This is a genomic window from Leptospira sp. B5-022 (genome assembly GCF_000347035.1).
GTDB lineage: Bacteria > Spirochaetota > Leptospiria > Leptospirales > Leptospiraceae > Leptospira_B > Leptospira_B cinconiae.
The window spans coordinates 462,159-475,981 of record NZ_ANIJ01000047.1 but is presented as its reverse complement, the minus strand read 5'-3'; the positions used below and the strand labels follow the sequence as shown (position 1 = coordinate 475,981).

General features: G+C 42.0%; 12 protein-coding genes. 2 read left to right on the top strand and 10 right to left on the bottom strand.

The window, feature by feature from the left end:
• Position 1: 1 nt before the first annotated feature.
• Together LEP1GSC192_RS18400 and LEP1GSC192_RS18395 are read right to left on the bottom strand one after the other, a co-directional pair.
• Entirely contained in the window at positions 2-355 is a 354-nt protein-coding gene (locus LEP1GSC192_RS18400; RefSeq protein ID WP_036090943.1) for a PilZ domain-containing protein, read from the bottom strand.
• Between the two features lie 55 nt (positions 356-410).
• Complete coding sequence (locus LEP1GSC192_RS18395; RefSeq protein WP_036090940.1) at positions 411-1,871, bottom strand: MBOAT family protein; 1,461 nt, start codon at positions 1,869-1,871, stop codon at positions 411-413.
• Positions 1,872-2,128: 257 nt separating this feature from the next.
• Here LEP1GSC192_RS18395 and LEP1GSC192_RS18390 point away from each other — a divergent pair, with 257 nt between their 5' ends.
• Positions 2,129-2,734, top strand: a complete 606-nt coding sequence (locus LEP1GSC192_RS18390; protein ID WP_020771454.1) for a DUF3332 family protein — start codon at positions 2,129-2,131, stop codon at positions 2,732-2,734.
• A gap of 131 nt (positions 2,735-2,865) precedes the next feature.
• On the opposite strand, the gene LEP1GSC192_RS18385 is transcribed toward LEP1GSC192_RS18390, so the two are convergent.
• From LEP1GSC192_RS18385 to LEP1GSC192_RS18370, 4 genes are read right to left on the bottom strand one after another with little or no spacing between them, the layout of a single operon-like run.
• Positions 2,866-3,327, bottom strand: coding sequence for a DUF192 domain-containing protein (locus LEP1GSC192_RS18385; protein WP_020771452.1), 462 nt, complete (start codon positions 3,325-3,327; stop codon positions 2,866-2,868).
• Between the two features lie 6 nt (positions 3,328-3,333).
• The gene (locus tag LEP1GSC192_RS18380) at positions 3,334-4,107 is read right to left on the bottom strand and encodes an enoyl-CoA hydratase-related protein (protein WP_020771291.1); all 774 of its coding nucleotides are present in this window, start codon (positions 4,105-4,107) and stop codon (positions 3,334-3,336) included.
• Between the two features lie 4 nt (positions 4,108-4,111).
• The gene (locus tag LEP1GSC192_RS18375; protein WP_020771156.1) at positions 4,112-5,485 is read right to left on the bottom strand and encodes a PP2C family protein-serine/threonine phosphatase; all 1,374 of its coding nucleotides are present in this window, start codon (positions 5,483-5,485) and stop codon (positions 4,112-4,114) included.
• Complete coding sequence (locus tag LEP1GSC192_RS18370; protein WP_036090937.1) at positions 5,469-5,810, bottom strand: hypothetical protein; 342 nt, start codon at positions 5,808-5,810, stop codon at positions 5,469-5,471. The genes LEP1GSC192_RS18375 and LEP1GSC192_RS18370 overlap by 17 nt, the downstream gene beginning before the upstream one ends.
• A 253-nt stretch (positions 5,811-6,063) precedes the next feature.
• Here LEP1GSC192_RS18370 and LEP1GSC192_RS18365 point away from each other — a divergent pair, with 253 nt between their 5' ends.
• The gene (locus LEP1GSC192_RS18365; protein ID WP_020771303.1) at positions 6,064-7,062 is read left to right on the top strand and encodes a hypothetical protein; all 999 of its coding nucleotides are present in this window, start codon (positions 6,064-6,066) and stop codon (positions 7,060-7,062) included.
• Positions 7,063-7,094: 32 nt separating this feature from the next.
• On the opposite strand, the gene LEP1GSC192_RS18360 is transcribed toward LEP1GSC192_RS18365, so the two are convergent.
• The 4 genes from LEP1GSC192_RS18360 to LEP1GSC192_RS18345 form a co-directional block, all read right to left on the bottom strand.
• Positions 7,095-9,161 carry a methyl-accepting chemotaxis protein gene (locus tag LEP1GSC192_RS18360; RefSeq protein WP_020771466.1) on the bottom strand — a complete coding sequence of 689 codons (2,067 nt, stop codon included), beginning with the start codon at positions 9,159-9,161 and terminating at the stop codon, positions 7,095-7,097.
• A 24-nt stretch (positions 9,162-9,185) separates the two neighbouring features.
• The gene (locus tag LEP1GSC192_RS18355; RefSeq protein ID WP_036090934.1) at positions 9,186-11,435 is read right to left on the bottom strand and encodes an ATP-binding protein; all 2,250 of its coding nucleotides are present in this window, start codon (positions 11,433-11,435) and stop codon (positions 9,186-9,188) included.
• A 13-nt stretch (positions 11,436-11,448) separates the two neighbouring features.
• Positions 11,449-11,835 (bottom strand): response regulator, encoded by a 387-nt coding sequence (locus LEP1GSC192_RS18350; RefSeq protein WP_008597002.1) that lies wholly within the window; start codon positions 11,833-11,835, stop codon positions 11,449-11,451.
• Positions 11,836-12,009: 174 nt separating this feature from the next.
• Complete coding sequence (locus tag LEP1GSC192_RS18345; RefSeq protein WP_036090931.1) at positions 12,010-13,731, bottom strand: EAL domain-containing protein; 1,722 nt, start codon at positions 13,729-13,731, stop codon at positions 12,010-12,012.
• Positions 13,732-13,823: the final 92 nt, after the last annotated feature.

Sequence of the window (13,823 nt, the reverse complement as noted above, 5' to 3'; positions counted from 1 at the left end):
TTTAACCTTCTAAGGAAAGATTGATGAGTATTAGGGACTCAGTTAATTCCAAAGGATCTCTAAAGCGTATCCCATATAAGAACTTTTGTTTAGAATCTACCTGTTTCGGGATTTTCCAAACTACGTCCCCTAAAAATTCCAACCGTTTACCGGTTCTTCTTTCGATGACAGAACCTTCGATCGGAACGGAGCCCGGCAGATCTTCTCCACTCATTAAAATGCAAATACCTGACTCGGAAATATTGCCTAGTTTTCCTTCCAAGGTAATGAGCCCGGAATCCACCTGCACGATGTACTCATCGAAATCTCTGGGATAAAATCTTGGGCTCCTAGGTTTTTGATCGGGGTCGCTCATCGATAAGGGTTCAAAGTAGAAACGAATTCGACAAGTGTCCAGCGTTTTACTTTTTTCAGAAATCGAAGTAAATAAAAGGGATCTCTCCGTCGGGACTTAAGACCGCAAAACAAAATGCGATCAAAGGATAGAGAGAAAATTCCAACCAAGCCGGGATCTTCAACTCCTTTCCTTTTTCGTAAATCAGCCAACCTAGATAATGTCCAATGATCACACAAAGTATCGCAGGGATCCCTTGTTTTAACATATAAGGTCTCAGTTCCCCGCTCTGATATACGTACATTCCATGGATCATTTTCAGAGCGGATTCTATATTTGCGGAACGGAAGATCACCCCGAAGGTGACTGCCACCGAACTTGCGTATAGAACTCTAACGGGGGTTAATAATTTATCCCAAGAATCGGGAACGGTTAGGTTCGGGAATAATTTCGCTTTCCATTCTTTTAATACAGATTCTATTAATAGAAATCCGCCTTGGATAGAACCCCAGATCAGGAAGGTCCAATTGGCTCCGTGCCAAATCCCTCCCACGAACATCGTGAACCAAACGTTAAATCTATGGCGGAAGAGTCCCACACGATTCCCGCCCAGAGAGATATACACATAATCCCTAAGCCAACTAGAGAGAGTGATATGCCACCTTCTCCAATGTTCCGTAACCGACTGAGAAATATAAGGCATTCTAAAATTCTCTGGTAACTCGTAACCTAAAAGCAGCGCCGCAGAATAGGCCATATCCGTATAACCGCTAAAATCGCAATAAACCTGGACCCAGAAAAGAAATGCTCCCAACCATAGAGCCTCCGTAGAATAGGCATCCGGGTTTTTAAAGATCAGATCCGCGATCGGGGAAATATTATCCGACAATACGACCTTCTTAAAATAACCCATTAGAAAATAACGGATCGCTTTTCTGAATGGTATATCTTCTATCTTTTTCTCGGTTTGTAATTGAGGTAAAAAACTTTTGGCGGTAACGATCGGTCCTGCCACCAATTGAGGAAAAAAGGATACGAATAAAGCAAATTTTATGAAGTTTTTTTCGGAAGGAATCGCCCCCCTGTATACGTCTATCGTATAACTCAAACTCTGGAAGGTGTAGAAGGAAATCCCAACAGGAAGAACAATTTTAAGAATCGGGAATAAACTCGGGAAACCTAAAGTAACCAAGAACGCATTCAGATTTTCGCTCAAGAAACCGTAATATTTAAAAAAACCTAAAATGAATACAAGGTTCAATACCAGACTGATTACGATCATCTTCTTGCGGAAACTTTGGTCCTTGGATTCGAAGATCAGGTCCGCTAAAAAGAAATCGATTACGGTGGATAATAAGATCAAACCGCCGAACTTCCAGTTCCAGCTCATATAGAAGATATAACTCATGATGAGCAGGAAGATATGGATAGACGATTTGCGTAACTTTGGCTCCGGGATAAGCGCCGGTAAAATGTACCAATGGGTTACAAATACGAAGGAGAAAAAAAGAAAAAATTCCAGTGTGGGAAAGATCACGTAGGTTCCCTAAATTACGGGCATCTGCCCCAAAGAACGACTTTATTATTTATAAACCGTCTTTCGGTCCAGAAATACCGAGACAGGAACTAGGTCAAGGGATTCTCTTTCCTTTATCGGGTCGCTCTAGGCCGGAAACCTTTTAGTCAAGATTTTATCTCACAAAACGAAAGGAAGAATGTAAATCTCTTGCAAGATTTTTTCCATACTTTATTCGTAGTTTCGCATTCCATTCATATAAAGGAGTTCCGTTTTCAATGGTGAAAAACGTTTTAAAAAAAATCATCCTGACCTTGGTCCTGGTAGGAGCTAGCTTCGGTTCTTTGGCGAACTGTTTCGGAAAATTCGCACTTGTAAGAGTTTTCTACAATGCCAACGACGGGATCAATGTGGGCGGCGGCCTTCTTGCAAAAATCGTAAAAACGGTTCTGTTCTACATTCCTTTCGGATTTTTAATGGCAATCGGTGGATTTATCGACTTTCTTCTTTTCAACCTGATCGAGTTCTGGTCCGGCAGTAACCCGGTAGGATTAAACGAGTACGATAAAGAAGGAAGATTCGCAAAATCTTTCGAACAAGACGGAGAAAAACTGACTTTAGTTTATACCGATTTCGGTTCCAGATTGGATCTGACTGCAGTTTCTAAAGAAGGGAAATCGGAAACCCTGACCGCTTTTCGTTCTCAACCCGGTAAATTTTTCGTAGAGAGAGAAGGAAATCTTTCCGAGATCGAAGTTACATCGCAATCCGTCGGATCCCAAGTGATCTTAAAACTTACCGAGCAAGGTAAATTAAAATCTTCTAAAGTAGTTGAAGCTCAAAGTTTGCAGGATCTGCAATTAAGAGCGGCAGAATCCCTTTAATATAAAGGCCGGGTCTATTCTTCCGACCTGACGTGCAAAAGATCCGCCCCGATTTTAAGGGCGGATCACTTTCCGATAATAACCTTTCAGGCTATTTATTCCCGGATTAAATACGTATCGATACCCTAAGTTTAGGGACGGGCTATAAATCTAGATTCAATCTTTAAAACGGAATTTTTTCCTAGTCCGCGTTTTGCAAACCATCTAGGATTCGCTTCCACCGCATACATTACCTTTTGGGTAGAATGATACAATACTTGCGTTTGGTTCGGGGCCATTTCGTAAACGTCGATGAGCTTTTTATCTTTTGAAAAATAACCGATACTCAATGGAATTAAGGTATTTTTCATCCAAAAAGAAAGGTAGTCCTCATTCGGAAAGATGAAGATCATTCCTTCATTCTCTCCTAACTTTTTGCGGAACATCAATCCTCTTTGTCTGGATTCGTCGGTGTTTGCAACCTCGACAAGCAAAGCATGCTCCCCTATATAGATGGTGGTTTTTTCTAAGTATAAGGGAGAATTATACTCCCCCCAACCCGCCATCGGAAGGCAGAATAGAACAGAAAGTAAGAAAAATCTAAAAATTTTCATGGTCCCTCAAAAATTAGGAGGACGTTTTTCTAAGAATGCTCCCATTCCTTCCTTGGATTCTTTTCCGGAGAATAGATTGGAAAATTCTTTTTTCTCGAATTCTTGTCCTTTAGATAACTGCATGTCTAATCCGTTCAGGATGACGGATTTGGCCGTAGAGACAGCGATTGGTCCTTTTTTGAGAATGGATTCCGCAGTCGCTTTAGCAGTGGAGATCAAATCTTCCCCGTCTTTAACAAGTTTATTTAATATACCGATACGATAAGCTTCTTCCGCACCGATCATATCTCCGGTAAAGATAAGTTCCGCAGCTCTTCCATAACCGATCAATCTCGCAAGTCTTTGGGTCCCGCCAAATCCAGGGATTAGCCCTAAAGAAACTTCGGGAAGTCCTAATTTTGCCTTTTCGGAACCGATACGAATATCGCAAGCAAGCGCAAGTTCCAGTCCTCCGCCCAATGCAAATCCGTTGACTGCCGCGATCGATACAAGTCTACTCTTCTGGATCCTGTCGAATGTGCTTTGTCCCAATGAGGCAAACTTCTCAGCCCCGCTTGTATTTAACTCTTTCATCTTAGCAATATCCGCTCCGGCTACGAAGGCTTTTCCTTGACCGGTTATGATCACAACTCGGATAGCAGGATCTTTTTCTAAGTTGGTTATCTCGCTAGTTAATTCGTTTAATAGTTCTTCGTTTAATGCGTTTAGCGCAGAAGGGCGGTTGATCTCCAGGATTGCCAGTTTGCCTTCTTTTTGCAAATGGATCAGTGATTCGTTCATAAATTTACTCCATCTCGATGATCAGAAAAAGTGTATCGTCTTCGAACTCCGCATCCCTAAAAAATGCGGACAATTCGGTTTGGACGGCTTCTTTAAACTGTTTTAAATCGGTAAAAGACTTATTTCTGTTCAGGATTTCAATAAGGCCTTCGCTTCCAAGCTGTTTTCCTTGCGGATTTCGATTCTCTATCAATCCGTCCGTATACAAAAATAACCTTTCTCCGGACTGGATCGGCAAAGAAACCAGTTCCGCGATAGGCCTTTTAATCCCGAATCCTAATATACTTCCGGTAGTTTCAATTTCCCTAAAGTCATTTCCGTTTCGGGAATGCATCAGATACGGATGTCCTCCATTCGCAAAATGGATCTCTTTAGAAATAAAATCGAAAAAGATATACACAGCGGAGGCATGATGGGATTTAAACTGCCTGAGAAGTGTCTCATCCAGATACTCCAATAATCGGACCGGATGAAGTTTAAGACGATAAGGCATCGTCGCTACCATAATTTTGATAAATGATGCGACTAACGCGGAAGCGATCCCGTGGCCCGCTATATCGGTCAAAAAAACCCCGGTGTTCCCTTCCCTTAACTGTATAAAATCGTAAAAATCACCGCCGATCTCGTTAGGAGTGGATCTGAATACCTCGTATTTGAATCCTTTAATACTGATATCTTCCGGAAATAAAGTCTCCTGCACTTTTCTCGCAATTTGGAGTTCGTGCTGCAAAAATCTATACTCTGAATCCAGTTCGGAAGAAATACGGACTAATCTTCTGACAATCACTACGATCGTAGTCCCGATCAAACTTAGGATCAGGTAAACCACATCCGGAACGAATAGAACCAACGGGAATCCCGTAAAAGGGCCGTTCTTTAGTTTAAAATATATGAATCCGAGGTGTAATACGATGGAATAAGTCGCCGTTAAGAAACAACCCTTTACCTTAAGGCGGAACATTTGGAATAAGACCAAAAATCCGACTAGCAGGAAATAATTATTATATAGTTGTAAACTATGAAGATCGTCGAAGCTGTAAAACGATTCGTTTAAGATCAGCATCACTAAAAAAGTGATGCTACAATTCGTGCCGTGAATGACAGCAGGAAGATATTTCCTTTGAAAAGAAAGAACCAAGCTAAGTAGGTTTAAACTTAATATAAGGCCGAAATAAATAGTTCCATGAGGAGCATTCCGTATCTCAGGGATCAGGGCTAAAAAATATACTAGGAAATGAAGAAAAAATGCGAGTCGAATGAATGACTGATCGATCCGGACGAAATCTTTCCAAGCGCTTACCTCTCGGTAATTGAATTCGGTTTCCAGGAAAGACCAAGGGTTAAGTATCCCGCTAGCTTTTTTATTGGATAGATTCATCTAATATAAATTCGTAAATTTCAGAACCGTTAAATCTGATCTTCATGTTAAAGCCGGATGTAAGATATCGATCCAATTTTTCCGCCAATTCCAAACCTTCTTTAGAATCCTTAATATTAGAATAATAGAAAGCAGCTGATTTTGATTTATAGTTATACGGAAATCTTTCGTTGATCAGTAAAGTTACACGAAATCCGCCTGGTCTAGTCTCTAAAACGATATGACTCACATCCTTGCGATTCAAGATCCTCTCATCCTTAGGTAGTTCCCAAGGATTGGTTACATCCGAAAAGATCGATACTCCGTAAAAAAACAGAGCGACCATACATAACAAGAAAGACGTCCGAGCATAATCGCGGGGAAATCCACAAGTGTTATAAATAGGGACGCCGGTCTTCATGAGAGACAGGCACAAATCTTACAAAGGGCCTATGAAATGCAAATCAATAACCCAATCTTTCTCTTTCCGATTTTTTGCGATGCAAAGAAAAATACTTTTCCTTCTAGCTCAAGTTTCGCATATTCAAAGCCGCATGTTTTCCGAAAAAAAATCCAAGCTAAAGACGGAAATGTGTCGATTGTTTGTCGTATTCATTCTTGTTTTTGAAACCTTCTACTCCTGCAAAGAAGAAGCGGGAGATCCGAATCCTTATGCTGATATTCTATCGTCGACTCCTCTTTCAAAGATAGAAAACTATGTCGGTTTGGAGTCCCAGGATTGGGACTCTAGGATTTTCAATTTGGACAAAGTAGCTTTGGAGTATGTAAAAGAACTAAATCGAGTGGATGGATTTACTGAATCACCTTCTCCATTAAAGGATCTTCAACCGTTCAAAACAACTCTATTAAATGCTTTGAATTCTCAATCTGGTCCGCTTGTTTCTCTTTTAAAAAGCAAACTTTTCCGTATTTACTTCTGTGAGGACTTAGGCGGCTCCGCAGTCACAGGGATCGTTCGCAAGGATGGGGATCCGATCGGAGGTTTTGTGATCTTAGATGCGAATACTCTCAACAGGAACGCAAACGATTGGATCAGTTATAAGGAAAATTCCTCCTTTCAAAAAGGAAATGTTAAGATACGAATCCGGATAGAAGAGGAAAAACAAAACACCAAGTCGAATGCTCTTCGTTATATCCTATTACACGAATTTGGTCATATTCTTTCCGAAACGGAAAAGATAGGTCCAAGCTTTTTCTCCCATAAACGATCCTTTGCAAACTTTGAGTTCTATAAAGGTATTTGGAGATCGGAGAAGGTCAGCTATTTGGATGATTCCGTTTTTACATTCCGACCTCAAATCCGTTTTTATTCCGAATCTCTTTCTTTGGAAGAAAACTGGGAAAAAATTTATCCGGTCCTTTCCAAAACTCCTTTTCCTACACTATACTCTGCCACAAATGCGGACGATTTTTTTGCGGATTCTTTTGTTTCCTATGTGCATGTGATTTTGGAAAAGAAACCCTGGGCATTGGAAATATTAAAAAATAATAAAACGATTTTCAAAATGGAAAACGGTATAGAGAAAGATTCCTTGAGCACACAGAGGAAGATTATAGAAAAGATAATCTTTCCTTAGGTGATTTAAGGAGACACTGAGATGAGAGAGTCTCAAAGTTTAAACTTATCCACGGATTTCAAAAGTCCTTCGGATTGCCCATGCATCTCACTGGAATAAGATGTCAGATCATCCGCTCCGGAAGCCACTTCCTGGGTTCCTTCCGAGATACTTACGATCGTTTTAGTGATCTCATCTGTGGCTCGTTTCTGTTCCTGGACCGCTTCCTCTATCTGTAAACTGAAACTCATCAGGAAATTCGCGGATTGATGGATGTCTTGTGTGTTCTTCTCTTGGGTCCGGACAGACTCCAATACCTTCTTCGCCGATAATCCGAAGGAATCAACAGAAGTCCTTAGCTTACGAAGGATATCACTCGCCTCTTTCACCTTAGTGTTTCCGTTATGGACCGCGTTATTCGTCGAATCCACAAGTTCCCCGATCTCTTGCACCGAAGAAGAGGTCTGGGAGGCAAGTTTTCCGATCTCCTCCGCTACCACCGCAAATCCTTTGCCCGCTTCACCTGCACGTGCCGCTTCTATCGCCGCATTCAATGCAAGAAGGTTCGTCTTTTCCGAAATCTCCGTTATGATCGATAAGATCTCGTTGATACGACTGGCACTTTCTCCGATCTCATCCATTGCCTGGTTTGTCGCTCCCATCGCGTTCTCACCCGTCAACGCTCTCTCTTGAGACTCGGAAGCCACTTGGGATAATGTCTGCATCTCATTATTGATCGTGCCGATCTGTTCGCGAAGAAGTACAACATTCGTATCGATCTCTTTCATGTTCTCGATCGCTTTTTCCATCGATCTACGAACATTTTCAGCCGATGCAGCCAGTTCCTCCACAGCTGCGGACGATTCTTCCGCTGCGGAAGCCTGAGCCTGCGCAACATCCGAGAAGTTACGACTCGACTCCGCCATTTGGTCCGAGGTGTTATTTAATTTTGTGGAAGATGTTTTGATATCAAGAATGATCTTGGAAAGATTCACCTTCATTAGATCCATGGATTTGAGAAGCTTACCTATCTCATCCTCTCTCGATATATCCATATGCGATGTCAGATCTCCTTCCGCTATTTTCTCCGAAAAACCGATCGCTTCTAATAAGCCGGAGGTTATCAGTCGGTTAAAGATCAAGTTCAGAATGATCAGGATCACCACCATGATCACCAAAGACGATATGATCGTCTGTAAGATCACTCCTCTCATATCCGACCAAAAGATCGAATCCGGGATCGACACTTCCACTGCCCAAGGTTTATCATAATTTCCTAATAAAAACGGGAAAAAATATCTAGTATGCCCCGCACCCTTGATCTGAAAATCCTCACCTTTCAAACTTAGTTCTTTTACTTGCGCAAGGATATTTTCTTCCGGGATCACCTTTCCCACTAAGGAAGGATCTCCTCCATTTGCGGCATAAAATCCTTCAGGCGAAACCAAAGCCAGGTAACCTTCTCCCCTAAACGGCCGGATCGGTCCCAAAAGTTCCTGTAAATTCTCCATAGCGATGTCCGTTCCGACAGTCCCTACAAATTTTCCGTTCCGTAGGATCGGCTTCACCATCGAAACCATCAGTACATCTTTTCCGCTTACGGAATACACATAAGGATCGGAAATAAAATCTTTTTGGGTCTTCTTCGGAATTCGATAATAAAAGCTGATCGTATCATCCACATCGTACGATTCTGCGAATGTGATCTTTAAATCTCCGGTTGCTCGATTCCAATACGGAATAAATCTACCGGTCGCATCGTGGTAAGGAGTATTTTTATATCGGGCGTCCTGTCCATCGAAGCCGTTAGGTTCGTATAAAACCCAAGTTCCAAAAAAATGAGTATCGGTTTCGGCTAACTTTTTGAGAGAAGCGACCATTTCCTCACGAGAGGGATGAGTAGTTTCCAGCATGAATTGAAAACCTCTCAAAGAACCCAAAACGGAATTCAAAAAGTTCGAAATTTCATATTCATAACGTTTGCCGGCCATGGTAGATCCTGAATCCACCTGTGACTTTAAACTAAAATAAGAGGAAAACGAATTGATACCCGCCAGAACGAAAGAACCGGTCAAAAGTACGATCGATAAGTAAAGTGAAATTCTGTATCTAATACTCATAGTTAAAGCCCAAAAGACTATATTTTATTCCGATTTGGGAAAGGAAAAGCGAAAGATAGTGCATCCGGGTTTACTTTCCCAATCCCAGCTTCCCCCGTATTTTTTAGAAATGGATGCGGCAACGGCAAGTCCGATCCCTGCACCTTCACCTTCCGATTTTCCGGAAGATAGGACTTCCCCCACTTTTTCTCTGATATTTTTTGGAATACCTGAGCCGCTATCTTCCACCTCGCAGATTACCTTGGATTCCGCATCATAGATACTTACCTTAAGTTTTCCTTCCCCCGACATAGCCTGGTAAGCGTTATCCACGACTTGGGTCCAAAGCCTAACTAAATCTTCGGGAACACATCTCAAAGTAGCTTCCGAGACGTAATTTCTTTCTACGGTGACTCGGTTTCCACCCGCTCCTTCGTATACTCCAAGCACAACTTCCATCGTATCGGAAACCTTGACCCATCTTTCCTTATCTTCTTTTGCGATCCCGGAATACGTCTCCAATGCGGACACAATTTTATACATTCTATCAGTGGATCGATGGATTACTTCTTCCGAGATCTCTAACCCCCGAACAGCCATTAGAAATTCGGATATACGATCCCATTCGGAACATCTGCATAATTGAAGAATGAATTCCGGACAATCAACGAATCCAAGCTCAGCAACAACGGCCGCCTTATCACCCGCATTATCTATATCTTCCTGCTTTAAGAAAGCCTCGATAGAATGTCTAGTCTCTCTGAACTTTTTACCGATCTGTTCTTTATGATTTTCTAATGTTTTCTTCAAGGCGATGTTAAAAAATTCCCTTTCAGGATCGCTCGCCCGGCTCAAATATTCGAAAAGAAAAGGAAGAAGAACGGTTATCCTTTTCACATAAAAGGAAATATTCTCTCGAGAAGCTCCAATAGCACCTAATGGATTATTGATCTGATGACTGACCGCACCGGAAATCCTACCTATCGCCGTTAGCCTTTCGTTCCTAAGTAAGGTTTCCTGAGCGGTCTTTAATTCTCCTAATGCAACTTCCAATTCTTCTTTTTGAAGCCGGATAATCTCGTTACGTGAATAAATCTCTGCGGATTCTCTTAATATTTTTTCGGATCGGATCTGTTGGTCGATCGCGGCCAGTAACTTCTCCTTCATATTCTCCAATGTTACGAAAAGATGATGAATCTCGTCTTGGAAGTTCCTTATCGGGATTTGAGCGGAATAATTTCCGGCTCCCAGGGAATCCGCGAAAGTAGTAGCGGCGGATAATCCATCGACTACGTATTTGCAGAAGAACCTATCCAGAAAATACAAACATATCGGCAATAGTGCGAATGTGATGAATAAACATCTTAGAATGATAGGTCCAAGATCGTTCCATAAATAGGAATCCGGAACATAGACCTCGATGGCCCAATTCTTTCCGTATGTTCCCATACCGAAAGGGAATATGTAGGAGTTCCCACCTTCTACTAAATAGGCAAAAGGTTGACCTGAAGATAATGATCTTTGGATGGAATCCTTTAATTCAGGAGTTCCTGCGTCCTTCCCTTGCCGCAACGTATCTGCTCCATGAACCGCATATTTTCCGCCAGGAGAGATCAATGCCAAATGGCCGCCTCCGAACGGTCTTTTCGAAAATAATTCTTCTTCCAGGTCGGAAAGTTTCAGATCCAAACCGACTATTCCTATAAATCTTCCTTGGCGGATGATTGGCCGGATCAAGGAGATCATAAAAACATTCACTCCTTCCAGCGGATAAAAATACGGTTCTCCTACGTAATCTCTTAAGGTAGCTTTCGGGATCTGGTAATAGTTCCCGCTTTCGTCCGTATTATCATAATATACACTTTCTTCTAAGCTGATCTCATCCGGATTTTTGATACTTCTGTGAAAGTACGGGACAAATCTTCCCTTGGAGTTGGAACCCTTACGGCCGATAAAGGATGAATCCTTTCCGTCAAAAAGATTTGTTTCGAAGACCGCGCCTGCTCCTAAAAACCTTTTATCGTTCTGAAAAAGATTCAATAGATCTTTTTCGACGGAATCGCGGGAAGGACGGGAATGCTCCCAACGACTTTTTGCGTCTCCAACTTTAGAAATTGCTTCGGAAAAAATTTTACGTACTTCGAAGGAAGCCCCTTCCGCTTTTGCGAATGCTGCTTCTTGAGAGGAGACTTTGGAATCATAATATGCGGCTGCAGCCACCAACAAAGTTAGTAGGACCGAAAACGCAAATAGAACAATAGCGCAATAAAGAGAAAAGCGCGTTCGAAGGCTCATTATGCCCCCCTGTTTATTTAAGGGCTGAGGTGATAGTGGTTACTAGTTCTTTTTCGTCCCAAGGCTTTTTTAAGTAACTGTATAAATTGATCTCTTTCTTTAAAGCTTCAACGGAAGCGATATCGGCATGACCAGTAATGATGATCTTTTGGATTTCGGGATATCTCTGGTGAACGATCCGTAAAAATTCGTCCCCCTTGATATTTGGCATCAACCAGTCGGAAATTACGATCAGGATCTTGACTCCTTCTGTTACCAATTCTTCAATGATCTGCATCGCTTCGGACGCATCTAGAGCCGTCTCATAACGATAAGTATCTCCCAAATGTCTTTTGACTTGGGATTTCATACTCATCAAAATGAGCGCTTCATCATCAACAAAAAGAATCGCTTTCTCCACCGCTCCCCCGGTACCAACGTATAAATTAGACGAACAAAAACAGTAAAACCCCGGTTCAAAATCCGGAGCAAAACAAGGATACTTACTCTATAAATTATGATTGCAACTAATTTTCGACTTTATCCTCGAAAGAATGAGTTACAAGATCGCTTGGAAATAAATAGACCGAAGTACCTATTCAATAATTTTTATCGAAACCGGGGTTATGTCGGGAGAAGGCTGCATAATTAAGTAACCTTGCGAATATTCTATGCCCAGGGAACGTACAACTTTCAATTCCTCCGGTGTAGATACGAATTCAGCGACTACTTTCGCTCCGATCCGGTGAGCAAGTTCTGTGATGGCAGAAGTTAAAATGAATGCGGTCCGATTTCGCTCCAGGGATTGGATAAATTTTCCGTCGATCTTGATAAAGTCCGGCTGGATCTCCAATAATCTGGAAAAATTGGAATGTTCTACTCCGAAATCGTCGATTGCAATTTTTGCACCTAGCTCCTTCAATTCTGCGATCACTTTCAGACGTTCCGGATTTCCATGAAAACTTGCCGTCTCTAAAATTTCAAAAGTCACTCTAGAAGGATTGATCCCATAATGTTCCATTCTGGACAAAGCCCATTTCGGAAAACTTGGACTTTCCAATTCTGTCTCGGAAAGATTGATGGAAAATGAGTAAGTAGAATCAGAAAATTTTTTAAGCGCTTTTTCAAAAAGGATAGGACTGATCCTTCTCAAGAGCCCGGTGGATTTTGCCAGATACAAAAAACTTGCGGGAGCATAAACTTTTCCGTCTTCAACGATCCGAGCCAGGCACTCGAATTTTTCGACCTTACCGGTTTGGTTGTCCATAATCCCTTGGAAATATGGCACTATGTTGCCGGAATGGATTGCCTGATTCAGTCTTTTTCCCAGATCCATATTGATCTTGTACAGATCCTGATCGTCCATCTTCTCTGAATACGAATAGATCCCCGCTTCGGAATCGAACTCGGGCTCTTGGCTTGCTTTAACAAGCGCTAGTCTCGCCTTATAGTACAGATCTTTTTTTCCACCTGCAGTGGCAATGGTTGCATTGATCCGGAAAGAAATCCCAGAAGCGGTAAAATAATCGGAACGGAGAAGGATCCTAAATGCGATCAGATGCGGTAGGAACTCCTCTTCCTGCACCTTGGACAGTATCGCGACCTCGTCCTCGTATACGTGGAAAATTTCTCCGTAGCTCCCTAAGATGGATTTCATGGAGTCCAGAAATTTCTTCATTAAATCCTTATAGAGAGAAACTCCGAAATCTCTTGTGGTCAAAGAAGTGGACTCGATACGTATCAACGCTAGAAGAGAATCTTCCCTTTCTTCCGTGGCAAGATCCAATCTTCTTCTTAAGGATTCCAAATTAGGAAGACCTGAGTCTCGATTATAGAGAAGGGCCTCTTCCAATTTTTTATTCAGTTCAAAAAGAGAAATATCCGACTCGTAAGAACGAACCGCTTCCTTTACCGTCATGAGTAGATCGTTCGAGTCCCAAGGTTTGGAAAGATATCGATATAAGTTCGCCTTGTTCAGTGCATTTCCCACGGACTCCGCACTTGCCTGTCCAGTGAGCATGATCTTTTTGGTGTTCGGATTTGTTTCTTGGATCCGGATCAGGAACTCGTCTCCCCTGATGCCCGGCATTACTTGGTCGCTTAATATCGCCGGGATATGGATCCCTGCCTGGTTACATTCCTCCACTATTTGGAGGGCGAGTTCCGCGCTATCTGCGGCTTCTATTTGATAACTTTTTCCGAAGGCGGATTTGAGCTGTTCCTTTAATCCTCGCAGAATGATCAATTCGTCATCCACGCATAAAATCACTGATCTTTTGGGCGATTCTTCTGATGATCCATTTTCTTGGGTTTTCACGATCGGATACTCGGAGAACTTGGGATTAGACGTGGAAAAAAAGAATTTCCGGCTCGGAGCAAAGAATATTTTTATTCTTATCTTGCGTGTAT

Bases quoted from the DNA above. Each gene is read 5' to 3' on its own strand.
- LEP1GSC192_RS18400 (WP_036090943.1), bottom strand. From the start codon at position 355: ATGAGCGACCCCGATCAAAAACCTAGGAGCCCAAGATTTTATCCCAGA.
- LEP1GSC192_RS18390 (WP_020771454.1), top strand. From the start codon at position 2,129: ATGGTGAAAAACGTTTTAAAAAAAATCATCCTGACCTTGGTCCTGGTA.
- LEP1GSC192_RS18385 (WP_020771452.1), bottom strand. From the start codon at position 3,327: ATGAAAATTTTTAGATTTTTCTTACTTTCTGTTCTATTCTGCCTTCCG.
- LEP1GSC192_RS18380 (WP_020771291.1), bottom strand. From the start codon at position 4,107: ATGAACGAATCACTGATCCATTTGCAAAAAGAAGGCAAACTGGCAATC.
- LEP1GSC192_RS18375 (WP_020771156.1), bottom strand. From the start codon at position 5,485: ATGAATCTATCCAATAAAAAAGCTAGCGGGATACTTAACCCTTGGTCT.
- LEP1GSC192_RS18370 (WP_036090937.1), bottom strand. From the start codon at position 5,810: ATGGTCGCTCTGTTTTTTTACGGAGTATCGATCTTTTCGGATGTAACC.
- LEP1GSC192_RS18360 (WP_020771466.1), bottom strand. From the start codon at position 9,161: ATGAGTATTAGATACAGAATTTCACTTTACTTATCGATCGTACTTTTG.
- LEP1GSC192_RS18355 (WP_036090934.1), bottom strand. From the start codon at position 11,435: ATGAGCCTTCGAACGCGCTTTTCTCTTTATTGCGCTATTGTTCTATTT.